The following is a 21411-nucleotide window of genomic DNA, read 5'->3' on the forward strand; positions in this document are numbered from 1 at the left end:
ACTGAATCGTTAAAGATAATATATAGGCAAATAAAAAAATGGAGGATAGGCTGCGATGTCTAATCACCAAATTTTTCAAGTTGTTTATTGCCCATTGTCATCTTCAATGGTAAAATAAGATGAAAAATATTCGCCGGGATTTATTTACTGATCATATATGCCGGCAAGTTGTGTGTGTTAATTATTGCTTTATAAAAAATTTAATTTTCCGTTAGTTGCCATGGTTACAATTGAACCTTTTTTGCTTATACGTTCAAAGTTGGATATAAAGGGTTTTATGAATTGGGCGGCAGATAATTTGAGTGTCGGTGGCTTTTGGCAAAATTTTGCTTTTTATTTGACCTGCTTTTTAATGCTGGTGGCGGTATTGGTACAACTAAAATTGCTTGCCAACAGGCAAGCAATCCGAAAAGAAAAACAACAGGGTAATAGTTAATGGCAGGCCCTTGCACTTGGTGGTGTTCTCCGGTTACCGCAAGGGTTTTTAGCTACCGCCCCGATGGTTAACCGGGTGCGCCCACCAGGTAAACATCATGCTAATTAATGAATACGTAACAAACAACTAATAAGACTGTATCAAGATTAACAACAAACATTATTGATTGCCCTAAAGGCATGGCGTATACTTAACACATTGGCTGATTGTAATCCCAAAGTTGTCCTATCCGGACATATTGTCGTACACATTATAAGTACATCCGTATAAAGTATCCAATGAGCCATCCAAATTGATACAGAAATGTTTTATTTCTTCGGGCGGTAGCTTGTGTTTGCGTGATAAAATCGCCCTGGGGCTGAAGTTTAAATTTGCGTTAACCAAGCCGGTTACCATGTATTCAATTACCGGGTTAAAACTTTCGCCAAGGCTGTTTATAAACAGGTTATGAAGTGGAATATACCATTCATCATCCCAGCCGCTCGTTTTATCAATAACAGTACCCCATACTGCCAGCGGTACATTTTTATTAATCATAAAAACAATGGCGCTGTCGCTTGTTTCGGCGCCTTTTTCTTTGACCACTAACGAGAAAAAATTGTAACTAAAGTTGGGAATGCCCCGGTTTTCGCACAGCAGAAAGTCTTGAGCCGGGAATTGAGACTGCAACGATTGTACCCAAATTTGGAAATAGGCATAAATGATGTAATCGTCTTCTGATAAATAGGGCCAGTTGCCTGCATCGTAACTAAAATAGTCAACAGGCTTATCCTCATTATAATCTGCAAAGCCGTAAGCCATATAGTCTAATTCCTTTTTAGTGCTGTATCTATCTCCCCATAGCAGCCGGTCGGCACCCACTTGTTTGGCTGTTACTTCCCTTAAATTGGTAAGCATTTGCAGTGCCACGCTTTTATCATATCCAAGGTAGCGTAGCAAGCCATAGGTAACCATGCCCGTACGGTGTATACCTGCCGAACAATGAATGTATATTTTACCGCCGCTTTTTAATAACAGGTGCAACTGATTAAATAGCTGTAAAACGTTGGTAGTGTCATACTGCTCATTCGGTTTGGAAGCCGAAAACGGGAACCATAGCCACTCCATAATACCGGCTTGTTTGGTTTTTGTTCCAATTTGCGCGGCGCCTTCGTTTTCATGTAACAGGGTAAGTATAGCCGTGGCACCATCGTGCTTTAATCCGTCAAAAGAAATTTTCCCGCCCGGTTTATGGCCTATAGCTAAAAAACCTTCATCAACAGGTATCCAGTTAATACCTGTTGATGAGGGCTGCGGTTTGATGGCATCGTTAATTAGGCGGATATATGGCCCCAGCTCCTTTCCTTTGGTTGGATTGTTTTTAATGGCGGCACGGATGGCGTTAAGCAGTTGCTCTCCCTCGGCTTTGGGTATTTGGCCGGCTTGGATTAACGGGAGGATCCGCTTTATTTCATCTTGCATGGCTTCAGGCCTTAGCGGGGTTGCTATTTATCAAACGGGTCTTTGCTTTTGCTACATAAGCTACGTAAATATATTAATGCGTTATATACGCGTTCTTGATCTTTTTCTACAGTAAAGTAAGCAAAGGTTGCAGGATTTCCTTGGCTACTTAAAATAAATTTTATGCTCTCATAACCTGGTTTATTAGAGTAAACTATTCCTTTATCCTGTTTAATATAGGCTTTGTCATCAATTGGTTCTTGATACAAATCAAACAAGTTATATGATTTTTTTCCTACTGTTATGTTTCCATCTTTTTGGGCGGTAAATGTAACTGGATATTGGCAGACAGCCAGTTTATCATTAATATATTTCACCGTTTCATCAAAGCTCATGTTTTGGGCTTTTGAGGTGAATGCTGCAATTGAAAGGAAAAGGATGAGTAAAGTTTTTTTCATGATGGGGTGGGGGGATTTCTAAAAATGTTTCGGTTTTTAATTAGTTTATTTTGATGTAAATATAAAAGGCGATATTTTTTGGCCGTGTTTCGTTTCCACCAAACGGAGCAGCTTCGAATATATCGCTTTCGGAACGCGCCGCATAATCTTTCTGGGCAGCTACAGCTTCAAATTGTGGTTGATTGCCCGGTCCTGAAGGCCATGAGTGAGCAATGAAAACATGACTTTTCTTTTCCACTGATGTCACTTGATGACTGTGGCTTTTTAAAGCGTCGCTTTCTTGTTCGCCAACCAACCTTACACGATTATGCTCTTTAAAAAAAGGATCAATACTGGCGTCTTGACGGTCATAATTAAGCCCGCGCAAAAACATGCCCCTTGCATCGGGTATGTTGCTTATCGAAAAGTGTTTTTGAAGTTGGCTGCCATTAACCTTCCGGCCGTCTAATAACACCCAGCCGCTGCCGTTTATTTGATTAAACTGGTCGGGGGGCAAAATAGAATACTTAACATCGCCTAACGATCCGGCCGGGGTTTCTTTCTGATTAAAAGACAAAGCAGCAGTTATCACTATAACAGCCGCTGCCGAGAATAAGAGGCTTTTCATTTTTGATAAGGTTTAAGTTTAAAACATATTTTCATTTACCAGTTTGGCCCCCTGCAATTCAGCAGCATGCTTAATGGCTTTTATTATTTTTTCAACTACTGGGATGGGGGTATTTTTATTTAAATAAATAGGGTTACTATTCATTATTTTTGTATGGTTAAAATCATAACAACATTGGCCTATTAAATTTATTTGAAAGGAACCGTTAGAGGTTTCTTTCAAATAGTTAACTCCTTTTATGTCTTTAAAATGAGTTATTGTTGCGTAAGAAGTCAATGAGTCTCCGGCGCATGAAACGGTCCAAGAACTTGAAAGATAAGGCTGTACTGTGGTTTGAATATATTCGGTAGTTTGTTCAAGCGTTTGTGCCTTTAAACCAAGTCCTAAAAAACAGATATTTATTACAAGTAAAAATTTCCTCATATTATTCATAAAGTGTTTTAATATTTGCCGCAAAAGCATTTACAAATCGATGGTGTACGTTTGGGAAGTTTCATGGTAGTCCTTAAAACTTTTAAGTGCTTTGGCCCGGGCTATTTTCACATCGTCTTCGTTATGGCTCAAGCCTGCATCTTTAATGGCGGGTTGCCATACATCAACACCGGTTTGCTCAATTGCCTTGGCAGCAAACTTTTTCTTGATATCAATGCTATTATCTTTCCAGTCATCATAGGATACGGTGCTTGATACAATGAGCACAAATGTCTTATCGTCTTTAGCCAGTTTTTCGTACCGTAAAAAACAATAGAGCGCATCTGGTCGGCCTGCTTTGTTTTTAAAACTGCTTAGCGGTAGCACTGTAATAAGAACCAGTAATAACAAAAGTGATTGTTTAGTTTTCATATTAATTCATATTATAATTTCGATGGATAGTTTAAGCCCCAACTGAATTCATTTCATTGTTATCAATAAAAAAGGGCAAAATTATGGCAAGGGTTTGGTTAAACATCAATAAGGTTTTTGCTACTAAATAAAGCAAAATAAGCATCTAAAAAAATCCCTGCTTCCGGGGATTTTTTTGAAAAAAACAGGCGTAACTGCCGTAATTTATTTACTTTAGCTATACCCTAATTATCATGATTGAAAACGACATTGCCGGTATAATAGCCCGGAGTATTGCCGAAATAGCTTTAATTGCCGAACTGCCCGGTGTGGTGGTTATTCCCGATCTGCGCGATTGGTCGGCGACCCGCATGTCTGCCAGGGGACTCAATCACCTTCCAACCTTGTAACCCCCTTTCCCAAAATATGAGTACAGTTCCTGATTTAGAAAGTAAAATTCGCGACAGAATTGAAGAGATAAATGCTGTTGCCAATTTATTCCCCGGTGTTATTATCATTCACCGTATGCCTGGCTTTTCGTTGGAATATATGTCGCCAAATGGCCTGGCCCAGTTGGGTATCAGCCTGGCGGAATTCCGTAACTACTCCATCCTGGAATATACCGAAAAGTATTTTAACCTTGAAGATGCCGAGGATTATGCCCCCAAATTACATGCAATGATAGAGAACAATACCGACGAAAATGTTACTTTTTTTCAGCAGGTAAAAATAAACGGCAGCCAGGATTGGGCCTGGCATATGAGCATCGTAAAAATTTTGTTGCGCGATGATGAAGGGCTTCCGCTACTGATCATTAATATGGCCTACAAGGTTGACCCGATGCAACACATTACTAAAAAAGTTGACCGAATTTTAAAAGAAAATGATTTTCTGAGAAAAAATCTCCATCGGTTTTCGCAACTGACAAAACGGGAGTGCGAGGTATTAAAACATTTAGCATTAGGATCAAGTTCCGCCGAAACGGCTAATGAACTTTTTATAACCGAAAGTACAGTAGAAACGCATCGTAAAAATATCCGGAGAAAGTTAAATACCTCGGCTTATTTTGAACTGTGCGAATATGCAAGGGCTTTTGATTTAATATAACTACGGATGTTAGTTGTGGATGCCCGAACCTTGTTCAGCAAATCCAACAACGGCTTTGAGAGAACATCCGAACAGCGGATGGCTACAAACATCAGGGTGGTATCGGGGAAATTGACTATTGCTGGTTGTTTATGAATAAAAAAAGGCGTGTTTTTTTAATTTTTGGTGTCCTTTTTTTGGGGTTGATGCTGTATGTTGATTTTGTGGCGAAACATGTCCCGGGCTATTGGTGGATGATTCGCGATGGTGTGGCGTTATCGATGGTAATATTATTCGCTTATGGTTATCCAAACCACCCCGATTAACCACTGGTGCAGCAGCGAAAGGATAACCATGAACTAATCAGAACTGTGTAAAAATCCTTTTACGGATACGGCTGAGTGATTGTGGTTTCACCCCAACAAATGAGGCGATATGGTACTGGGAGATCCTTTGCTGCAGATCGGCATGGTTTTTCAAAAAACGCTCATAACGGAGTTCGGGTGTTTCTGCATATAATGAACTGATATCCTGCAGCATTTTTACAAAAACTGCTTCGATGGCTATCCTGCCAAAACGTTCCCCGCCACGAACATTCGCATAAAATAGTTGAAGGTCAGCATGCGAGATCACAAATACAATACTATCCTCTAAAGCCTGAATGTTTTTTGAAGAAGGGGCCTGGGGAAGAAAACTTTCATAGTTACATACAAATTCATTTTCCTGGGAAAAATCATATGTTTTTTCCTCTCCGTCATGGTTAATATAAAACCGCATTAATCCCTTTGCCACAAATCCTACTTGTTTGCAGATCCGTCCTTCTTCTAAAAAATAGTCGCCCTTTTTATAAGTTTTCTCCTTAAACAAAGAGGTCACGGTATCTATCTCTTCCGGGCTGAGCGTAATCACCTTTTGTATGCTGTTCAGTAAGCTGTTTATCATCATTTGAACTGTATCAAAGCCAAAAATACACAACTTGCGAACAAGTTGTGTAGCAATCCTGGTGCGGCAAAACCTATTAGCTTGCAGCCCTTAAAATTTTGGTTTCTACATTAGTAATTTTGTTTCTGTCAAAATCTGCCGTATCGGCGGCAAACTCCGGGCTTTTCAAATAACGTTCGGTCATTTCATCCACATCGGCATCGTCTGGAAAAGACACGAGGGCGATAACCTGGTTGGCGATGCCAGGGGTATTGCCGATCCAAACACCTTTGACAGCGAAGCCAAACTTCGGAAGGTTTATCCTGTGCCTGGCCCAATTTGCTGTAAAGTACTGTGCGGCTGTTTCTTTATCAGCAAGCGTATAAATTCTTAATTGTTCCATGGTGTTTATTTTATTGGTTATATTGATTTAGTTTGAGGTTTTGCTGTTAATAACAGGATGCCAACAACCGAACAAATGATGGTTGCTACAATATGTGGCATCGCTTGCTGCAAACCGGTATAGCTTTTACTAAGCACAGTCAGCATATCCGAAACCGGGATGATTGTAGCCACAAATAGCATTACGCCAAGGGCACGGCGCTCCTTCATCAGGACCAGTGCGCACAACAGTATCCCGGAAAATATATCCCTGATTCCTTTGATGTGATGAAAGGCGTAATCCCCATTGGCGTTAAAGCGGATGCCGAAAGCGGCTGTCGCTACTTCGGGAGAGAAAAAAAAGCGGGCTCCGAGGAATACCATTCCCAGGCCCAGTAAAAATGCAATTGCATAAGAGATTTTTGTTGTCATGATCGTTTGTTTTTAAATAATGACACAAAATTATGCCCGCCAAAGCCGGCATTCATGCACCTGGGTTAACAAATCCGATCCTGGTGCCGTTTTTTGAAATAGCCGAATCAGTAGTATATAAGCTATCTGCTTATGGCTGCACTTACGATAAGGAAAAAGTGCCGTGATTAGAATTCAGCCTGTGGTGGTAGTTTGTAACTACTGCATTTTCGCTGAACATATTGCCCCCCGACATTTAATTTCATCCGGATGTTTTTGTATACGGGCGGTTCGCAATAGGGATAGCAGCGAATACCGGCCTCGCGCTTAATGCCTGAGGCCGTATAAGCGAATGAGCCCGGGCCGAAGGCATTGCCATAATTTCAAGTCAAAAAAAACACTGGCCCGGAAGAAAGTGCCGGGCAGCGGCTGCGATATTAAAGTATTACCTTCGCTATTTTAACATCATGGCCGCAGCTAAAGAATAACCATGAACTAATATTGTCCTATTCCTTTGATAATATATAAGCTTTAAGTAACTTGGCTATACTCAACACTTAAATCTGCACCCAATCACCAATTCAATTAAATATGAAAAAGCTGCTTCTATTGTTGCTTACCGCGCTGCCGCTGCCGGGCTACGCCCAAACAAAATCTATACTTGTATTATCTGATGTGCATGTTAATTTAAGCTTAGGCAATAACAACTCCTATCATTTAGATGCCGACAGTACGCTTTTTCTTTCGGCAATTAACAGTGTTGGCTCCCAAAAATTTCCCTTCATTATTTTGCCCGGCGATATGCTGTGGCACGAGAAAGGACCAGCAAAAAAACATGATACTACCATCATGAAACAAACATTTAAGTATGTGCTTGACCATTTGAAGAAATTAGATAAAAATGCGGTTATTTTACCTGCCCTGGGCAATAATGATTGCATCAACCATGATAGTTGTGACAGGGCAACCAATGCCTTGTTTTATAACGCAATGCTACGCCCGATAGACCATAACCATGCCATATACCGGGATTTTATGGCCGGTGGCTATTACAAATACAGCAAAGGTGATTGGACGTTCATTATGCTTAACACCGTGATTTTTTTAAGTTCGGCATCCGACGCGGATGGAAAGGCAAAAAAAGAATTATCATGGTTGGGCGCGGCGTTACAGGATGCTAAACGGAAGAATAAAAAAGTTTGGATGGTTTATCATGTTCCGCCCGGAATGGACAGGTACGGCAATACACCGTCATGGCACAATAACGTCGAAAACATGTATCTGGACACCATAAAGAAATATGCCCCGGTTATCAGGTTTCAATTGGCCGGACATACCCATATGGACGACTACCGGCTAATAACCAATAAAGGAAAGTTAATTTCTTACATCGATATTGCTCCGGGACTATGTTCAAGAAATGGGAACAATCCCGCTTACCAGGTTATACAATATAATAGCACGACCAAGGTTGTAAGCAAAGTGAATACTCACTACACAGATTCTTTACATCGTGACTGGCATGCCTTCGGTTTTAAAGATTTCAGTTTTAAATTCCTGATGTCGGCCTATGACGCTGGAAGCGCAGAAGGCAAGCGTTTTGTAGAGAACTATTTCACCAACAGGAAGCAAAAAACGCCAAAAGCCGGCGAGGCTGTAATAGCCTGGGACCTGCGCTTTTACCAGCAATCAACCATTAAAATAAAATAGTTTTTACAAAGCGGGGGTTGTTGGCGTTCAAAGCTCCGTTTGCAAATGGAACTTGGTTAAACCTGGCAACAATTATAGCAACAGCAACAATAATAATTGAACGCGATGTAACTTCCTTATGTGGCACTTTTACTTGGATTTACAATTGCAGCTAACAGCAATTATAGTGATACAAAACGCCCGACGAAAGTTATCGACACGTCCCAAATGATAACGGGTATACAAAGAGATTATGTTGAAATTAACCGGCATAAAAAGGAGTACAAGGTACTGGAAAAGGATGTGACAGGAGAAACAACCGAGGGTGGGTTTATTGCAGTTTATTGCAACGGAAATTCGCCCCGGGAGATCATCGAAATTAGTTATGGGGAAACCGGTAACACAATAGAAAAATACTATTTTAATAAAAATGGGTTCTTCTTTGCATTTGTGCAGGGGCATTTTTATAACAAACCAATGTACCTGCGAGGGTCAAAAGTAGTCCGTACAACAGAGGATAGATATTACTTCAATAAAAAAACAATGTTGAAATGGGTGAATAACAAAAAAGTAAAAACCGCTAAATCTGCCGAATTCGCAAGCGAGGCTATGAGTGTGTCACACGATGCCGAAAAGCTATGGCGATCTATCGTTGATTGCAAAGGGAAAACTTTGGTTGTAGTTGATAAACGGGATACTGTGCGTTGCAAAAACGGCTCCGATTGTCCTTCAACCGGATATATCATCAATGGCAGCAGGGATACCTGCGGCCATGTTATTCATGTTAATCCTAAAAATAAAAATGTGCCTGTAGAGAGATAACAATGTAAAGCGCAGTTCAACAATCATTCCAGCTCATGGCAAAAGACCTGCGCCAAAAACGTTACCCTAAAACGCTATCATTTTTTTTACGCCAACATAATAAAGGTCGAAGCCGCCTTTGCCACCCGGCCTGTTGGATGAGAAGATCATGAAATCGTTGGTAAAGCCGGGCATCGATTTTATAATTGGCCGGTATTCATCGCTGGTAGTGTTGATGGCCGGGCCAAAGTTTACCGGCGCCGACCATTTGCCGTTTACCAGTAACGAATAATACAAATCGAAGCCACCATATCCGCCGGGACGGTTCGAGGTAAAAACCATCACATTGTTAGCTATGTAAGGGCACTTGTCGTCGGCCGCCGATGATAGTATGGCATCCCTGGTGATTGTTTTTGTGGAGGCATCGTCAAGGTTGGTTATAATATCCTTGCTTTTGTCAAGGTCTGTTTGATAAATATCAAAGTTGCCATCCCTGTTTGAGCAAAAATAAACCGACGAAAAATCCTGCGTAAACGAGGGGTAGGCATCATCCTTTAGCGAGTTGAGGAATTTAACGGGTTTGGGTGTGGTGTAGCTTTCCTGGTTAAGATTTTCGGTGTATTTGATATCCAAATTGCCGCTTTGGTTGGTGGCATATAACAATATATAGCTGTTATAGCGCTTATTCATATTGGTGCTGCCCGTAAATTTCATGCCCTGGCTTATTAAATACGGCCCCAACTCATCAGCTGATGTATTGATGGTACCCATGGCATTATTCAGGTTGGCGTTTTCGATAACAATATCCATCAGGCTGCTTGATGTGTTTTCGGCAACCGTTAATTTACCATCTATGCGCGATGAGTATACATCCAGCATTTTATAAATGATATCAAAATTGCCGCCACTACTGTTCCTTTTTGAGGAGAAACATAAAGGCGAGGTTGAACCAATTACAGACAGGGCGGAGTTATAATCATCAAATTCAGAATTAATATCGCCCATGTTTACAGGCAATTCGGGAAAAGTGCCGGATGTGAAGTTGAATTTATGGTCTTGTTGGCATGCCGCGAGCAGGAAGGCAAATAAAACTGGAACAAGGAATTTGTTTTTCATGGTTAGGTTTAGTTGTCGATATCAGAATAACAGCCGTAATATATCACTATATACGATAACGATGTTATGTTTATAACACCACTCTACAAATATTGCTATCGGAAAGAAAAGTGCCAAATAAGCGATATGGCATCCTAAACCAAATCCCCAAAAATCAGATGCCGGTATACCATGACCATCCTGAAGTAATATCGGGCCCCGGATCGGTGAATTTATCAGTCACCACAATGCGCTGCAAAAATTTAACGTTTTTGTAGCCCAGCTGCGTTTCTACCCTCAGGCGTAAGGGAGCGCCGTTACGTGCGGGTATGTCTTCGCCGTTCATGGTATGGGCCAGTATGGTTTGCGGATGAAATGCATCAAGCATATCAATACTTTCGGCATAATTATCGAAACCGTATAGGGCTACATAACGGGCGGTTTTTAAAATACCGGCATCTTTTAGTACAGCGCTTAGCGGTACGCCTGTCCATTCGGCAATGGCGCTCCAGCCTTCCTCGCAGGTGTGCCGGGTTATTTGCGTTCGCGCACCCAGTTTTTTGAGGTCATCCATTGAATACTTACGCGGTGTGGCCACGCAACCTTCTACAACAAGTGCAAAATCTTTAAAGTTATCAAGTTGCAGTTGCTGGTAGGCTTTGCTGTAGGCTTTTTTGCTCGACGGATCGGCGGGGTCGCCAATATCGGTTACCGGGAAACTGGTTATCTCGCTTTTTTGATACTCCATAGCCAGGGCCCGCTGCGAAAGCAGGCCGCGCTGGGCAATGTAGGTTAAATCGTCGCCCATTCGCAAAATATTGCCATAAGTGGGCGGCGCTTTTTTAAGGCAGCCCGAAAGCAAAAGCGCGCCGGCGGAGGTAAGTCCAGTTAAAATGGCCTGGCGGCGGTTCATCAGTAGTTTTCTTTTCATAGCTACCTGCCAAAAGTTATTGCCCAAATATTTCGTTTAAAGCCCGATCTGATCACCATAACCACGTGTACCAGCAAAAACAGCAACAGTAAAACCGCCGCAAAAAAGTGGATAGTGCGCGCCGATTGATGGCCGAAGAATATTTTCAGCAAAAAGGGATAAGACGCGGTAATAGCAGGCGACATGGCAAAGCCAGTTAAAATAACCAACGGAAACAGCAAAAAGATAACCGATAGATAGGTGATTTTTTGCAATAGCCCATATTTGCCCGTGTAGTGCATGTGCCTGCGCAAATGCACGGCAACATCGCGCCAAAGTAGCCTGAAGCTAAATTCGCGGCGGTGCGGCACCAGGTTGCGCCAAAAATGCCCGCTGTAAAACCCTGCTATAAAATAGATGACGCCGGTTAATACCATGAACCAGGCGGCCAAAAAGTGCATACTACGCCCCCAGCCGTTCTCATTAAAAATATCGTAAGTGCGGGCGGCGGTTACCTGCCGGCCGGTTACGTGCTTAAACGGTATGCTTTTATCCCAGCCGCCATGGTGGTAGTTGCGGCTTATCGGGAGCTCAAACAATGCCGGGGTAAGGTCGTTACCTGCCTTGCCCCAGTAAAGCCTGGGGTGCGACATCAAAATAACAAAGCCGCTAACCGTAAGCGCCAAAAAACTTAGGGTGATGATAAAGTGCGCGCCTTTAACCCAGGGCTTGTGTGGTACAACTTCGGTTTTAGTGCTTTGCGATAAGTTCATTCCTGCGGCGGTGATAACTACGTTTATATAAACAGAATAAATATAAAGATATTGGTTTAAAATATCAAGAAACCAGCTCTTGCCGCAGGGTAAACGCATCTGATTGGGTTAACATAACTTAACACATTTCAAATAAAATATTTACAAGTTATTGATAATGAATATTTTGTATTTTATCATGGTTAACACTAAACTGATCGCCTTCGCTGTCTCCAGGCTTGTGCGCGCGCTGATAGGTAAATGCTATGCTAAGTAATGAATATGCAACACCCGGATGTTTAATTTCATCCGGGTGTTGCATATTTTTAAACGGGGCATAAGAGTAACACGAAAGCATTAAGGTTAACAACAAGCATTGTTGATTGCCCTAAATGCATGGCGTGTACTTAGCATGTGGGTCACCCCGATTAACCATCGGCGCGGAGGTTACAAACCCCGACCGGATAAATATTAATCGACGATTTTTCAACTCAAGTACAATTTCTTATATTTGTTATATGACCATCGTAGTTAACCCCCATAATCCACAGGAAGAACAGGCCTTACTGGCATTTCTGGATAATATGAAGTACGACTATAGCCGGGAAGATGAAACTTTTATTTTGTCTGAAGCTCAGCAAAAGGACATATTGGCACGCGACAGGGAGTACGAATCCGGAGAAACCGAAACCTATTCAATCGAGGAGATCATCGCTCACTTCAACATCAAAGAAAAATAGTGTACCATCTGCAGGTTCTTCGCAAAGCGAGGGAAGACATGCAAAAATCTGCCGAATGGTATGAAGAACAACAAGCCGGGCTTGGCGACAGGTTTCTGCTCAAAGTAATTAGTACATTCAGATCGATTGAAAATAACCCTTTACATTACCAGGAAAGATTTTCAAAAAAATTCAGACTCGCCAAAGTACACGATTTTCCATTTGTAATTGTTTTCAAAATTAAAAAGCAATTGGTTGTTGTGAATTCGGTATTTCATACCAGCCGAAATCCTAAACGGTTTGTTTAAAAACCATTAAATCTGCATTGTTGTTGCTTTGTTTCTTAATAAGCTGATTATTTTCCCGTTATCCCTAGTCTACCGCTGTCCGATTTCCGACTTCGAGCGGCTATCCTTTTAGTTTGTAACTACAGGATTTCATCTGGCTACGGCAAGAATCTTGCTAAGTAATGAATATGCAACTCCCGGATGTTTAATTTCATCCGGGAGTTTTGTATTTTTAGATTAAAGTGATGGGACGTAGGTTAACTTAAAACGATGATCTGTCCTAAAGGCATGATGTATACTTAGCACGCGGGCCACAAGTGAGTACAATTGAGGCAGCGGGGGCTACAAAGCCGCTGAGCATAAAGTTAAGTGGCTTTTTTGCTATTTTTGAAGCCGTTGCCTTATTTCAGAAATCCCCATGGAGAAGTTTCTTAAAACACCTGATCAAATATCTGCTTTAATGCAGCATTGGTTCCTTTCTTATCATCGTAAGGATAGAGATTTCTTTTCGGGGTTCGAAACTTTCACCTTTTTTGATCTAATACCTAAAGATCTCCAACGGGCGCTTCTTCAGCGAGCAAGTTTAGATGAGCATGAAAAACCCGTATTTTTGCTTAATTGTGGCAACGCCGGATTTGTATTGAATACGACTCATAGATTCATAAGGATCGGCGAATCTCATCTTGATTCTATTTTTTATAAAGATTTTATATGGCATTGTGGTTATAATTCAATAAGGATAGAAGGGACGTCAATAGGAATTAAGTCAGATGGGTATTTTGCTGAGTTTGGTTTGAAAACCCAAAGACGTGAAATTATATATTGGTTGATTCCATCTGGAAATGCCGGGTTTGCTTTTTGGAATGTTACAAAAAAATGTGAACTTATAGGGCGGAAGTACCTTTAACAGATTCACTGAAGCATCGAATTTTCCTACTTCCTACATATCTTCCATAAATCATACGAAAAGGGGTTCGGTATAGTTCCCGAGGAGGCCGCTAAGATATTTATATAGCGCCATGGCATTCGCGCTCACTATCAACGCAAAAACTTCGCCCAGCTACCGCAAGAGCTTTTCGCTGCCGCCTCCAGCCTTGTGCCCCGCTGATAGGTAAACGCTAAGTAATAAATACGCAACACCCGGATGTACAATTGCATCCGGGTGTTTTTGTATACCCGCAGCTCGCGTTAAGGATTGCAGTGAAAAGCCCACAGCGTGTGTAGGCCGGGGCGGCAAAGGCAAAGCGAGGACTTGTAACGGAAAGCCTGACCGCCGCTTCTATCAGCGGGGGGAACGCTCTGTTAAGTCAAAAGTAAAAATTCAAAAGTCAAAAAATTGTTGCGAGTGGTTTGTCGGTGTGTTTTGGCAGTGCTAAACATCAATAGTTTTGAGCCGGCTACCAACCCCACGCCCCATTACGGCGCGGTTAGTGTTTTCCTTGAAATTGGGTGTACGCTGAAATAGCCCAGCGCGCCGCCGGTAACGTTGCTAAGTGGGTTGGCCGGTGCGGCGTTATTGCCGTCGCCGGTGGCGCCGGTGGTAAGGCTAAAAAAGTATTTGTACACGGCCGGGTCGATGCTTTGCATCTCGATGGTTACCTGGTTGCCCGGGCGGATGTCGCGGGCCGGGTCGTCGTTATTGTTGTCGAAATTAAGGCGGGTGTTTACTTCCTGGCCGTTGGTAAATTCATCGTTATCCAGCAGTACCGATTCTTCTTTGCGGTTGTTTACATATTGCACAAAACGGTAGTAGTTTTTGGTAGCCACGGGGTCGTGGTATTTCACGGTTACAAATTTACGGATGCTACCATCCTTGTTGTTGCCAAAGTCGCTTTTTACCAGGTAAATGCTATCCAGTGGTACCAGTGCGGGCATGGCGCAGGTTGATGTGAATGTTTTGCCCGCAACCAGCACATTCAGTTTATAAATATGGCCGTAGGCCCCTGTCAGGGTGCTGTTTTTATAAATACCGCCGCCCGATGCCGTAAGCGGGTACACGGTATTATCGTCGGTAATGGTTACCTGTGCGCCATCAATACCTACTATATCGTTATTATCGGTAAAGTTTTTGGTTTGGCTCAGGGTTACTTTGCACCCGCCGGTTTCGTTGGTGAGCACGCCTTCAACAACGTATTGGGGCGTGGTATCTTTAAGTGTCAGGTTAATGGCCTTTTCGCACGAGCATAGCGCTATGGCAAACAGGGCGGGTATCATATATTTTATAGTGGTGTGCATACAATTAAAATTTAAAGTTATAGGTAATGGAAGGCACAAAAGTGAACAGGGTTGTCCTCACGGCTTCGGTGCGGCTGGCATCGTCTTTATTATTGCGGAAATAAATGCGGTAGGCATTGTGGTTGCCCAGGGCATTGTACAGGCTAAAAGTTAAATCCGACTCAAATTTACTGCTCTTTTTTAGCTGGCGGGTTGCGCCAAGGTCAAGCCGGTTGTAGGCCGGCATCCTGTCGGCATTACGGCTGGTATAGTAATAGTAATTGGCCCCATCTACCTGGTACTTGCCATTGGGGAAGGTTACCGCGTCGCCGGTGTAGTATATAAAATTGGCCGATAAAGTCCACTTTTCGGTGGCTTTGTACATGGCAACAATGGCCAGGTCATGCGTGCGGTCTTGCCGGGCATTGTACCACTGGTTGTTGTTAATGCCATCAATCTGGCGTTCGGTTTTGGCCAGGGTATAGCTTATCCAGCCTGTTAAGCGGCCGGTTTTCTTTTTAAGCAGCAGCTCGGCGCCATAAGCGCGGCCTTTGCCATAAAGCAATTGGGTTTCAATAGGCTGGTTGGTAAAAATATTGGCCCCGTTACGGTAATCAACCTGGTTTTGCAGCTTTTTATAATAGGATTCAAAGGTAAACTCATATTTATGGTCGCTAAAATCGCGGTAATAGCCTACCGAAAGCTGGTCGGCCAGTTCGGGTTTAATAATGTTGGTGCTGGCCACCCATTTATCCGTTGGCGAACCCGAGTTGGAGTTGGAAATAAGGTGCAAATTTTGCGCATTACGTGCATACGATGCCTTTACCGAACTATAGTCATTCAATGAATAGGCTACCGCGATGCGTGGCTCGGGGTTAACATAGGTTTTAACCGCCTGCCCTGTGGAGTAGTGTTTTGTGCCTGTGATATTGCCATCGGCATCAAGGGTATAATAATCGCCCTGCCCCAGGATGGTAAAGGCCGACAGGCGTACACCATAAGTAAGGTTAAAACGATCAGATGCTTTCCAGGTATTGGTAGCATACAGCGAATTTTCGAACGCGTACCTGTTTTGCAGGCTTTGCGATATAATGCCTGAGTTGCCTGTCGACGATATTTCGCCGGGCTTAATGGTATGGTAAATGGCGTTAAAGCCAAAGCTGATGGTGTTTTTATCGCCGGCATAGTATTGCAGGTCTTCCTTCAGGTTAAGGTCTTTTATCTGCGAGAAAATCTGGAACTGGTTTACATCTTCTTTAATATTGATCTTATAATCATAGTCGCTGTAAATAACCGAAGTGTTTGAAAATAACTGGCTGTTAAAAATGTGGTTCCAGCGGAGGGTGCCGGTGGTATTGCCCCAGTTAATGCCTGCTATATCGCTGGCCTTCAGTACATCTTTACCAAAGTACCCGGATAAGAAGATCCTGTCCCTATCGCCCAAAATATAATTGGCCTTGGCGTTGATATCATAAAAATACAGCTGACTTTTTTTGGCGATAGAATCTTTGGAGAAAGCCAGGAAAGCATCCGCATAAGTACGGCGGGCCGAGATCAGGAACGATGATTTATTTTTTTGAATGGGGCCTTCCACATTAATGCGGGCGGCTATCAGCCCAACGCCGCCGCTTACACCAAACTTTTGGTTATTGCCCTCGTTCATTTTAATATCCAGCACAGATGATAGCCTGCCGCCATATTGGGCCGGCATATCGCCTTTATAAATGCTGATGTTTTTGATGGCATCGGAGTTAAAGGTTGAGAAGAACCCCAGCAAATGCGATGCGTTGTAAACAGGCGCTTCATCCAGCAGTATCAGGTTTTGATCAGATGCGCCGCCACGCACATAAAAGCCGCCGCTGCCTTCGCCGGCCGATTTGATGCCCGGCAGCAGCTGTATGGTTTTAATGATATCGCGTTCGCCCAGCAAAACCGGGATGTTTTTAGTTTCCTGAACGCTTAAATGTTCAACCCCCATTTGCGGGCTGGCCAAATCGCGGGTGCCGGGTGCTTTGGCGCTGATGGTAACCTCCTGCAGGGCCTGTTCGTTATTATCCATGCTGATGTTGAGCTGCTGGTTAGCTGCCAGGTCTACCTGCACAAAAGCGCTTTTTTGACCAACAGCACTGATGGCCAGCTGATGGCTGCCGGCGGGCAGGGTAATAGAATAAAAGCCGTATTCGTTACTCGAGGTGCCCTGGCTGGCATCGGGCACCCTGATGGTGGCGCCAATAATGGTTTCGCCGCTTTGTTTTGATTTAACGGTACCGCTTAGGGTGAATTTGCCGCCTGCCACGGCGGCCGGCAACTTTTTTATTTTGGCCGCATCATATTTAATCATAACGTCCTTGTCCAACACAGAAAAGCTGAAGGGGGCCGATGCAAAAGCCTGCTTTAATACATCGCCCAAAGGCTGTTGTTTGGCATCGATGCTGATTTTTGCCGGGCTTTGGGCAACGGTTTGGTTATAGGTAAACCTAACACCACAGGCGGCGGTTATTTTATCTAAGGCCTGTTTAACAGGTTCATTATTTATGCTGATAGTCAAAGCTTTATCCAATGGGCCTTGCGCGTAAACCTGTTGGCTTGCTATCAATAAAACGATGGCACAAAGTAACGTTCGGAACAGGATAGGTATTTGCAGTACAGCGCAAATCAACATGGATAACCATGTGGGTTTGGTTTTATTCATTTGTGTAGGTTTTTTAAATGTGGGTAAGCCGGTAAAAAGCTTACGTGGTTTGAGTTGATTTTCATGCCCGGTAATTAGCCGGGCCAAAAGGTTAATGTTTAGCTATAGTTTCCCGGATGTAATACTGGTTGCCCGCTTTTTGCCAGCGGGTGTTGTCCATTACGGTACAAAGCACATCAAGCTCGGTGCCGATAAGGCGTGTGGTGTTTAAGTGCCCGTAGTATAAGCTATTGGCTATGCGCGGGTCGACGTTTATCTGCACGCCATACTGCCTGCCAAGCTCATCGGCAACGGTTTGCATTGATGCACCTTCAAAATCATAATTACCATTGCGCTGGCCAAGGAATTTTGCGGCATCGGGATAGTTTTCTTTTAGCAGCAAGCCGTCAGTTTTGTTGAATACCGCCCGTTGCCTGGCCGTCATGATTTGCCGCTGGTTTTTGCCACTTGCCGATGTGAGCACGCCCACCTTCCCGCTTACTACGGTAACTTCGGCCGTTTTTGCATCGGCGTAAGCCCTTACGTTAAAGCTGGTACCCAGCACCACGGTTTTGATGGCACCCGATTGAATAACAAAGGGATGATTGGCATCGTGCTTTACATCAAAAAAAGCTTCACCATCTAACTTTACCAAACGCTGTGCGCCCCTGAAATTATCCGGGTAGCTAATGTGGGTCGACGGGCTTAGCCACACCAGGGTTCCATCGGGCAAACTGATTTGCCTGTGCTGGCCTGCTTGGCTCAATAAATCCACCTGTTTCACCGGGTCGACAATATCCAGGATAGCGTTTTTGTAAAAGGCCGCAAAGGCAACCAATAGCACTATAGCCGCTGCAGCAGCTATGTTACGCCATAAAGTAACAACCTTACGTTTTGGTTGTGCAGGCGCTTCCATTTGCGATGCGATACGATTAAAAATGCTATCCTTAAGGTCATTGATGCCGGAGTGCCTGCTGCCCGCAAGCAACACTTCTTCATCATTAAACCCCTGGTACCATTGCTCAAACCAGGCCATTTCTTCGGGAGTAATGGTGCCGTTTTCAAGCTTATGGGCAAGCTCTTTAATATCGTAGGTGTTGTTTTCCATCGTAAAATATATCTACCTTTTGTACATATAGTCAACGGCGGGGCCGGATACCCTTAGTGGGAAATGAAATTTATTTTGAAGGGGAGGGGGTAAGTTAAGGGAATATGAGGGGTTTGATTTCGCGCAAAGATTGCTAAGGCGCTGCCTAAAAATAAAGAAACAGACTGTCATGGTTTCGTATTTACCTATCGCGTATTGGAATTTACATAAACGTCCGCTTGAACGCTGGCTAAGACTCCCCCGGTCGAGGCTACGCCCGACCACCCTCTATTCATCTGTAGCGGAAAGAGGGTTTTTGTTTTAATTATTTGACAGTCATTTGTTTATGGAGCTATAATTTCCAAACCGTCTTTCCGGCGAAGCCGAACAAAGTTGCCCTGATGCATCGGTGGCGGGGTGAGTCCTAGCCGCTATGCGATATACGTCAGTGCCCCTTCAGCGTTTTGCGAAGTTTTATCCCTTGCACGGGACATTTAAGAAACAAGCTTTTTGGATGCTGTCTCCCAATCCAACAGTAGATCAGGGTTTGCGTCAGATTTGCTTTTCCTGTCCTTAACTAATTTTTGATGTTCAGAGGGAATGGCCATATCATCCTTCCAAATCATCTCATTGAGTTCGAGTTTTTCGGAGGGTGATAATTGCTTTACAGCATCCATCAATTGTTTGAGTGATAGTTTTACAGCTATCATAAATTAAAAATAATCATTAAAATATTAAAATCACTGCCAAGTTCTACAAAAACCTGTCTGCATTGAGCAATATGAGAGCCATTACGGGTGCCGATACGCCCAGCGTTTCCCTTAATTCGCGCAGGGCTTTGCTCATGTGTGCTTCTACTGTTTTTTGCGATATGTTCAGTTCGGCGGCAATTTCGGCGTAGGTTTTATTTTCGTCGCGGCTGAGCAGGAAAACAATGCGGCATTTTTCGGGGAGCTGGCTGATGGTTTTCTCTAACAGTTGCCGCAATTCTTTTTCATACAGCCAGTCGGCAGTGCTATCGGCAACAATTGGCGATGTCATGGTAAGTTCATCGTGCTGCAATTGCCTGCGGTATTGTTTGGCCAGGTGGTTAATCACTTTATATTTTACGGCAACAGCAAGGTAAGTAGCCACCGTATGTGTAAGCTGTAGTGTCGCCCGCCGCTGCCAGATACTTAAAAACACTTCCTGTACCACTTCTTCGGCCTCGTGCTCGTCGTCAAGGCGGTGCAGGGCAACGGCATAGGTTTTATCCCAGTAACGATTGTACAGTTCGGTAAATGCACCGCGGTCGTCCGTCCTGATCAAATCCAGGAGCTGCTGATCAGTATAGGGCTTAATGAGGGTCAAAATGGGCATGTTTTACGCATAGGATGCCCCAATTTGTTATTGGGTGATGTATTGATAGGACGAAGTTAAACGGCTAAAGTTACACTAAACGCAAATAATGGTAATTTTATATGCGTTAGTAAAAAGAAATGTAGCGCCCGGCCTTTGCTTTTGGGCCAACGCTTTATTTTAAACTTTTTGAATATAAACAATGATAGACCAACAATTTGCAGCCCGTTTTGCCGCCGAATGGATAACCTGCTGGAACAAGCAGGATTTAGATACGCTGATGGCACACTACACCGATGATTTTAGCATTCAAACACCCTACGCCCTGAAAATATACCCCCATTGCGGCGGCATCATAGCGGGCAAAAGCAACGTGAGGCTGTACTGGGAAACCGCCCTGAGCAAACTGCCTAACCTGCATTTCGAGCTGTTGGAAGTGCTTACCGGCGTAAACAGCATCAGCATTTATTACCACAATACAGATAGCGGCAAAAATGCCGTGGAAAATTTGTTTTTTAATGGTGATGGTATGATTGATAAGGTTATTGTGATGTATAATTGAATGCGTATTAACTGATAAAAAAAACTGTCACTGTGTGTCGTTCGGGCTCAACCAAACCCCACAGTTATGCCTAAATGCGCTCGGCTACCCTATTGTAATACCCGTTGACATCAATAAAAGCAAATTCCCTTAACCACCAATTGTTAAAACCTGTTTTCGACCTGCCACTATCATCTAAACATTCTTGTTATAGTGTGTAAAAAAGATGCACCCTTTTTTACTGATGTACTGAAAGCCAAACAGTCGTTACTCATCTATCCATATTTCAAATTAAAAAATATAACTAATTGATTAATAATGTGTTTTTCATGAAGATGGTTTGATTTTTGTTGCATTTAACGTAACAAAACATTCACTTTTTACGTCTACTAACTATTAAAACGCTTGATCATGAAAAACAATAAAATTAAACTTAATAATGCGCTAACCAGCAGGGTGATAGACCTGCATAACCAAGGTTACACTGACGATTTTTTACCCGTAAAAAATGAATTTTTTTGCCTCCAGAACAGTGAAAATTTTTCGCTTGCCGATTTAAACATCCAGGTAATTGACCAGTGTTTTGACCAGTTTAGCAACACGTATAAATACATCCATACCATTGAAACCGCTAACGGCAACAAAGGCCTGTTAATGGCCGATTTGATGTTTGCCGATATGGAAACGATTAGCTAATGGTTTAAACGTGCTATGCGATATTTGCTCCAGTTACACCTGTACATTT

Annotated in this window: 29 protein-coding genes; 12 read left to right on the top strand and 17 right to left on the bottom strand. The window is 43.1% G+C overall.

Annotated features, from left to right (window positions below; translation table 11 throughout):
• Window positions 1-220 precede the first annotated feature (220 nt).
• Window positions 221-436, top strand: coding sequence for a hypothetical protein (locus AC1DU2_RS09110; protein WP_477383814.1), 216 nt, complete (start codon window positions 221-223; stop codon window positions 434-436).
• A 225-nt stretch (window positions 437-661) separates the two neighbouring features.
• Here AC1DU2_RS09110 and AC1DU2_RS09115 read toward each other — a convergent pair whose 3' ends face one another.
• The 5 genes from AC1DU2_RS09115 to AC1DU2_RS09135 are packed head-to-tail and all read right to left on the bottom strand — an operon-like array spanning window position 662 to window position 3784.
• Entirely contained in the window at window positions 662-1897 is a 1236-nt protein-coding gene (locus tag AC1DU2_RS09115; RefSeq protein ID WP_477383815.1) for a protein-tyrosine phosphatase family protein, read from the bottom strand.
• A 23-nt stretch (window positions 1898-1920) separates the two neighbouring features.
• Window positions 1921-2334: a hypothetical protein gene (locus AC1DU2_RS09120; protein ID WP_477383816.1), complete on the bottom strand. Its 414-nt coding sequence runs from the start codon at window positions 2332-2334 to the stop codon at window positions 1921-1923.
• Between the two features lie 40 nt (window positions 2335-2374).
• Entirely contained in the window at window positions 2375-2941 is a 567-nt protein-coding gene (locus AC1DU2_RS09125) for a hypothetical protein (RefSeq protein ID WP_477383817.1), read from the bottom strand.
• Window positions 2942-2959: 18 nt separating this feature from the next.
• The gene (locus AC1DU2_RS09130; protein WP_477383818.1) at window positions 2960-3364 is read right to left on the bottom strand and encodes a hypothetical protein; all 405 of its coding nucleotides are present in this window, start codon (window positions 3362-3364) and stop codon (window positions 2960-2962) included.
• Between the two features lie 39 nt (window positions 3365-3403).
• Entirely contained in the window at window positions 3404-3784 is a 381-nt protein-coding gene (locus AC1DU2_RS09135; RefSeq protein ID WP_477383819.1) for a hypothetical protein, read from the bottom strand.
• Between the two features lie 233 nt (window positions 3785-4017).
• Here AC1DU2_RS09135 and AC1DU2_RS09140 point away from each other — a divergent pair, with 233 nt between their 5' ends.
• The 3 genes from AC1DU2_RS09140 to AC1DU2_RS09150 all read left to right on the top strand — a co-directional run bounded on the left by AC1DU2_RS09140 (window position 4018) and on the right by AC1DU2_RS09150 (window position 5175).
• Window positions 4018-4173, top strand: a complete 156-nt coding sequence (locus AC1DU2_RS09140; RefSeq protein WP_477383820.1) for a hypothetical protein — start codon at window positions 4018-4020, stop codon at window positions 4171-4173.
• 16 nt (window positions 4174-4189) lie between these two features.
• A complete protein-coding gene (locus tag AC1DU2_RS09145) occupies window positions 4190-4870 on the top strand; it encodes a helix-turn-helix transcriptional regulator (RefSeq protein ID WP_477383821.1) in 681 nt (226 codons plus the stop codon).
• 131 nt (window positions 4871-5001) lie between these two features.
• A complete protein-coding gene (locus tag AC1DU2_RS09150; RefSeq protein WP_477383822.1) occupies window positions 5002-5175 on the top strand; it encodes a hypothetical protein in 174 nt (57 codons plus the stop codon).
• A gap of 37 nt (window positions 5176-5212) precedes the next feature.
• Here AC1DU2_RS09150 and AC1DU2_RS09155 read toward each other — a convergent pair whose 3' ends face one another.
• The 3 genes from AC1DU2_RS09155 to AC1DU2_RS09165 all read right to left on the bottom strand — a co-directional run bounded on the left by AC1DU2_RS09155 (window position 5213) and on the right by AC1DU2_RS09165 (window position 6583).
• Window positions 5213-5794: a Crp/Fnr family transcriptional regulator gene (locus AC1DU2_RS09155; RefSeq protein ID WP_477383823.1), complete on the bottom strand. Its 582-nt coding sequence runs from the start codon at window positions 5792-5794 to the stop codon at window positions 5213-5215.
• Window positions 5795-5867: 73 nt separating this feature from the next.
• Window positions 5868-6173, bottom strand: coding sequence for an NIPSNAP family protein (locus tag AC1DU2_RS09160; protein ID WP_477383824.1), 306 nt, complete (start codon window positions 6171-6173; stop codon window positions 5868-5870).
• 17 nt (window positions 6174-6190) lie between these two features.
• Entirely contained in the window at window positions 6191-6583 is a 393-nt protein-coding gene (locus AC1DU2_RS09165) for a DUF4267 domain-containing protein (RefSeq protein ID WP_477356806.1), read from the bottom strand.
• A gap of 32 nt (window positions 6584-6615) precedes the next feature.
• On the opposite strand from AC1DU2_RS09165, the gene AC1DU2_RS09170 reads away from it, so the two are divergent.
• The 3 genes from AC1DU2_RS09170 to AC1DU2_RS09180 all read left to right on the top strand — a co-directional run bounded on the left by AC1DU2_RS09170 (window position 6616) and on the right by AC1DU2_RS09180 (window position 9073).
• On the top strand, window positions 6616-6750 hold the full coding sequence (locus tag AC1DU2_RS09170) for a hypothetical protein (RefSeq protein WP_477383825.1): 135 nt from the start codon (window positions 6616-6618) through the stop codon (window positions 6748-6750).
• Window positions 6751-7153: 403 nt separating this feature from the next.
• On the top strand, window positions 7154-8272 hold the full coding sequence (locus tag AC1DU2_RS09175; protein ID WP_477383826.1) for a metallophosphoesterase family protein: 1119 nt from the start codon (window positions 7154-7156) through the stop codon (window positions 8270-8272).
• Window positions 8273-8479: 207 nt separating this feature from the next.
• The gene (locus AC1DU2_RS09180; RefSeq protein ID WP_477383827.1) at window positions 8480-9073 is read left to right on the top strand and encodes a hypothetical protein; all 594 of its coding nucleotides are present in this window, start codon (window positions 8480-8482) and stop codon (window positions 9071-9073) included.
• A gap of 66 nt (window positions 9074-9139) precedes the next feature.
• Here AC1DU2_RS09180 and AC1DU2_RS09185 read toward each other — a convergent pair whose 3' ends face one another.
• The 4 genes from AC1DU2_RS09185 to AC1DU2_RS09200 all read right to left on the bottom strand — a co-directional run bounded on the left by AC1DU2_RS09185 (window position 9140) and on the right by AC1DU2_RS09200 (window position 12131).
• Window positions 9140-10168, bottom strand: coding sequence for a TolB family protein (locus AC1DU2_RS09185; RefSeq protein ID WP_477383828.1), 1029 nt, complete (start codon window positions 10166-10168; stop codon window positions 9140-9142).
• A gap of 154 nt (window positions 10169-10322) precedes the next feature.
• The gene (locus AC1DU2_RS09190; protein ID WP_477383829.1) at window positions 10323-11078 is read right to left on the bottom strand and encodes a molybdopterin-dependent oxidoreductase; all 756 of its coding nucleotides are present in this window, start codon (window positions 11076-11078) and stop codon (window positions 10323-10325) included.
• A 2-nt stretch (window positions 11079-11080) separates the two neighbouring features.
• Complete coding sequence (locus tag AC1DU2_RS09195) at window positions 11081-11929, bottom strand: cytochrome b/b6 domain-containing protein (RefSeq protein WP_477383830.1); 849 nt, start codon at window positions 11927-11929, stop codon at window positions 11081-11083.
• A 49-nt stretch (window positions 11930-11978) separates the two neighbouring features.
• Window positions 11979-12131 carry a hypothetical protein gene (locus AC1DU2_RS09200; protein WP_477383831.1) on the bottom strand — a complete coding sequence of 51 codons (153 nt, stop codon included), beginning with the start codon at window positions 12129-12131 and terminating at the stop codon, window positions 11979-11981.
• A 196-nt stretch (window positions 12132-12327) separates the two neighbouring features.
• Here AC1DU2_RS09200 and AC1DU2_RS09205 point away from each other — a divergent pair, with 196 nt between their 5' ends.
• The 3 genes from AC1DU2_RS09205 to AC1DU2_RS09215 all read left to right on the top strand — a co-directional run bounded on the left by AC1DU2_RS09205 (window position 12328) and on the right by AC1DU2_RS09215 (window position 13722).
• On the top strand, window positions 12328-12549 hold the full coding sequence (locus AC1DU2_RS09205; protein ID WP_477383832.1) for a hypothetical protein: 222 nt from the start codon (window positions 12328-12330) through the stop codon (window positions 12547-12549).
• A complete protein-coding gene (locus AC1DU2_RS09210) occupies window positions 12549-12836 on the top strand; it encodes a type II toxin-antitoxin system RelE/ParE family toxin (protein WP_477383833.1) in 288 nt (95 codons plus the stop codon). Before AC1DU2_RS09205 ends, AC1DU2_RS09210 begins: the two co-directional genes overlap by 1 nt.
• A gap of 397 nt (window positions 12837-13233) precedes the next feature.
• Window positions 13234-13722 (top strand): hypothetical protein, encoded by a 489-nt coding sequence (locus AC1DU2_RS09215; protein WP_477383834.1) that lies wholly within the window; start codon window positions 13234-13236, stop codon window positions 13720-13722.
• Window positions 13723-14231: 509 nt separating this feature from the next.
• Here the strand turns inward: AC1DU2_RS09215 and AC1DU2_RS09220 are convergent.
• From AC1DU2_RS09220 to AC1DU2_RS09240, 5 genes are all read right to left on the bottom strand, one after another.
• The gene (locus AC1DU2_RS09220; RefSeq protein ID WP_477383835.1) at window positions 14232-15050 is read right to left on the bottom strand and encodes a DUF4249 domain-containing protein; all 819 of its coding nucleotides are present in this window, start codon (window positions 15048-15050) and stop codon (window positions 14232-14234) included.
• Window positions 15051-15054: 4 nt separating this feature from the next.
• Window positions 15055-17721 (bottom strand): TonB-dependent receptor, encoded by a 2667-nt coding sequence (locus AC1DU2_RS09225; RefSeq protein ID WP_477383836.1) that lies wholly within the window; start codon window positions 17719-17721, stop codon window positions 15055-15057.
• A 91-nt stretch (window positions 17722-17812) separates the two neighbouring features.
• On the bottom strand, window positions 17813-18808 hold the full coding sequence (locus tag AC1DU2_RS09230) for a FecR family protein (RefSeq protein WP_477383837.1): 996 nt from the start codon (window positions 18806-18808) through the stop codon (window positions 17813-17815).
• Window positions 18809-19281: 473 nt separating this feature from the next.
• A complete protein-coding gene (locus AC1DU2_RS09235; RefSeq protein WP_477383838.1) occupies window positions 19282-19497 on the bottom strand; it encodes an addiction module protein in 216 nt (71 codons plus the stop codon).
• Window positions 19498-19540: 43 nt separating this feature from the next.
• On the bottom strand, window positions 19541-20146 hold the full coding sequence (locus tag AC1DU2_RS09240; RefSeq protein WP_477383839.1) for an RNA polymerase sigma-70 factor: 606 nt from the start codon (window positions 20144-20146) through the stop codon (window positions 19541-19543).
• 181 nt (window positions 20147-20327) lie between these two features.
• Between AC1DU2_RS09240 and AC1DU2_RS09245 the strand changes: the two genes are divergently transcribed.
• Both AC1DU2_RS09245 and AC1DU2_RS09250 read left to right on the top strand, forming a co-directional pair.
• Window positions 20328-20687 (top strand): nuclear transport factor 2 family protein, encoded by a 360-nt coding sequence (locus AC1DU2_RS09245; protein ID WP_477383840.1) that lies wholly within the window; start codon window positions 20328-20330, stop codon window positions 20685-20687.
• A 390-nt stretch (window positions 20688-21077) separates the two neighbouring features.
• Entirely contained in the window at window positions 21078-21362 is a 285-nt protein-coding gene (locus AC1DU2_RS09250; protein WP_477356769.1) for a hypothetical protein, read from the top strand.
• Window positions 21363-21411 lie beyond the last annotated feature (49 nt).

The organism is Mucilaginibacter sp. P4_C11 (assembly GCF_056402115.1).

Excerpts from the sequence above, each read along its gene's own strand:
- AC1DU2_RS09110 (WP_477383814.1), top strand. The coding sequence starts at position 221 with ATGGTTACAATTGAACCTTTTTTGCTTATACGTTCAAAGTTGGATATA.
- AC1DU2_RS09115 (WP_477383815.1), bottom strand. The coding sequence starts at position 1,897 with ATGCAAGATGAAATAAAGCGGATCCTCCCGTTAATCCAAGCCGGCCAA.
- AC1DU2_RS09120 (WP_477383816.1), bottom strand. The coding sequence starts at position 2,334 with ATGAAAAAAACTTTACTCATCCTTTTCCTTTCAATTGCAGCATTCACC.
- AC1DU2_RS09125 (WP_477383817.1), bottom strand. The coding sequence starts at position 2,941 with ATGAAAAGCCTCTTATTCTCGGCAGCGGCTGTTATAGTGATAACTGCT.
- AC1DU2_RS09130 (WP_477383818.1), bottom strand. The coding sequence starts at position 3,364 with ATGAGGAAATTTTTACTTGTAATAAATATCTGTTTTTTAGGACTTGGT.
- AC1DU2_RS09135 (WP_477383819.1), bottom strand. The coding sequence starts at position 3,784 with ATGAAAACTAAACAATCACTTTTGTTATTACTGGTTCTTATTACAGTG.
- AC1DU2_RS09140 (WP_477383820.1), top strand. The coding sequence starts at position 4,018 with ATGATTGAAAACGACATTGCCGGTATAATAGCCCGGAGTATTGCCGAA.
- AC1DU2_RS09145 (WP_477383821.1), top strand. The coding sequence starts at position 4,190 with ATGAGTACAGTTCCTGATTTAGAAAGTAAAATTCGCGACAGAATTGAA.
- AC1DU2_RS09150 (WP_477383822.1), top strand. The coding sequence starts at position 5,002 with ATGAATAAAAAAAGGCGTGTTTTTTTAATTTTTGGTGTCCTTTTTTTG.
- AC1DU2_RS09155 (WP_477383823.1), bottom strand. The coding sequence starts at position 5,794 with ATGATGATAAACAGCTTACTGAACAGCATACAAAAGGTGATTACGCTC.
- AC1DU2_RS09160 (WP_477383824.1), bottom strand. The coding sequence starts at position 6,173 with ATGGAACAATTAAGAATTTATACGCTTGCTGATAAAGAAACAGCCGCA.
- AC1DU2_RS09165 (WP_477356806.1), bottom strand. The coding sequence starts at position 6,583 with ATGACAACAAAAATCTCTTATGCAATTGCATTTTTACTGGGCCTGGGA.
- AC1DU2_RS09170 (WP_477383825.1), top strand. The coding sequence starts at position 6,616 with ATGCCCGCCAAAGCCGGCATTCATGCACCTGGGTTAACAAATCCGATC.
- AC1DU2_RS09175 (WP_477383826.1), top strand. The coding sequence starts at position 7,154 with ATGAAAAAGCTGCTTCTATTGTTGCTTACCGCGCTGCCGCTGCCGGGC.
- AC1DU2_RS09180 (WP_477383827.1), top strand. The coding sequence starts at position 8,480 with ATGATAACGGGTATACAAAGAGATTATGTTGAAATTAACCGGCATAAA.
- AC1DU2_RS09185 (WP_477383828.1), bottom strand. The coding sequence starts at position 10,168 with ATGAAAAACAAATTCCTTGTTCCAGTTTTATTTGCCTTCCTGCTCGCG.
- AC1DU2_RS09190 (WP_477383829.1), bottom strand. The coding sequence starts at position 11,078 with ATGAAAAGAAAACTACTGATGAACCGCCGCCAGGCCATTTTAACTGGA.
- AC1DU2_RS09195 (WP_477383830.1), bottom strand. The coding sequence starts at position 11,929 with ATGCGTTTACCCTGCGGCAAGAGCTGGTTTCTTGATATTTTAAACCAA.
- AC1DU2_RS09200 (WP_477383831.1), bottom strand. The coding sequence starts at position 12,131 with ATGCAACACCCGGATGAAATTAAACATCCGGGTGTTGCATATTCATTA.
- AC1DU2_RS09205 (WP_477383832.1), top strand. The coding sequence starts at position 12,328 with ATGACCATCGTAGTTAACCCCCATAATCCACAGGAAGAACAGGCCTTA.
- AC1DU2_RS09215 (WP_477383834.1), top strand. The coding sequence starts at position 13,234 with ATGGAGAAGTTTCTTAAAACACCTGATCAAATATCTGCTTTAATGCAG.
- AC1DU2_RS09220 (WP_477383835.1), bottom strand. The coding sequence starts at position 15,050 with ATGCACACCACTATAAAATATATGATACCCGCCCTGTTTGCCATAGCG.
- AC1DU2_RS09225 (WP_477383836.1), bottom strand. The coding sequence starts at position 17,721 with ATGAATAAAACCAAACCCACATGGTTATCCATGTTGATTTGCGCTGTA.
- AC1DU2_RS09230 (WP_477383837.1), bottom strand. The coding sequence starts at position 18,808 with ATGGAAAACAACACCTACGATATTAAAGAGCTTGCCCATAAGCTTGAA.
- AC1DU2_RS09235 (WP_477383838.1), bottom strand. The coding sequence starts at position 19,497 with ATGATAGCTGTAAAACTATCACTCAAACAATTGATGGATGCTGTAAAG.
- AC1DU2_RS09240 (WP_477383839.1), bottom strand. The coding sequence starts at position 20,146 with ATGCCCATTTTGACCCTCATTAAGCCCTATACTGATCAGCAGCTCCTG.
- AC1DU2_RS09245 (WP_477383840.1), top strand. The coding sequence starts at position 20,328 with ATGATAGACCAACAATTTGCAGCCCGTTTTGCCGCCGAATGGATAACC.
- AC1DU2_RS09250 (WP_477356769.1), top strand. The coding sequence starts at position 21,078 with ATGAAAAACAATAAAATTAAACTTAATAATGCGCTAACCAGCAGGGTG.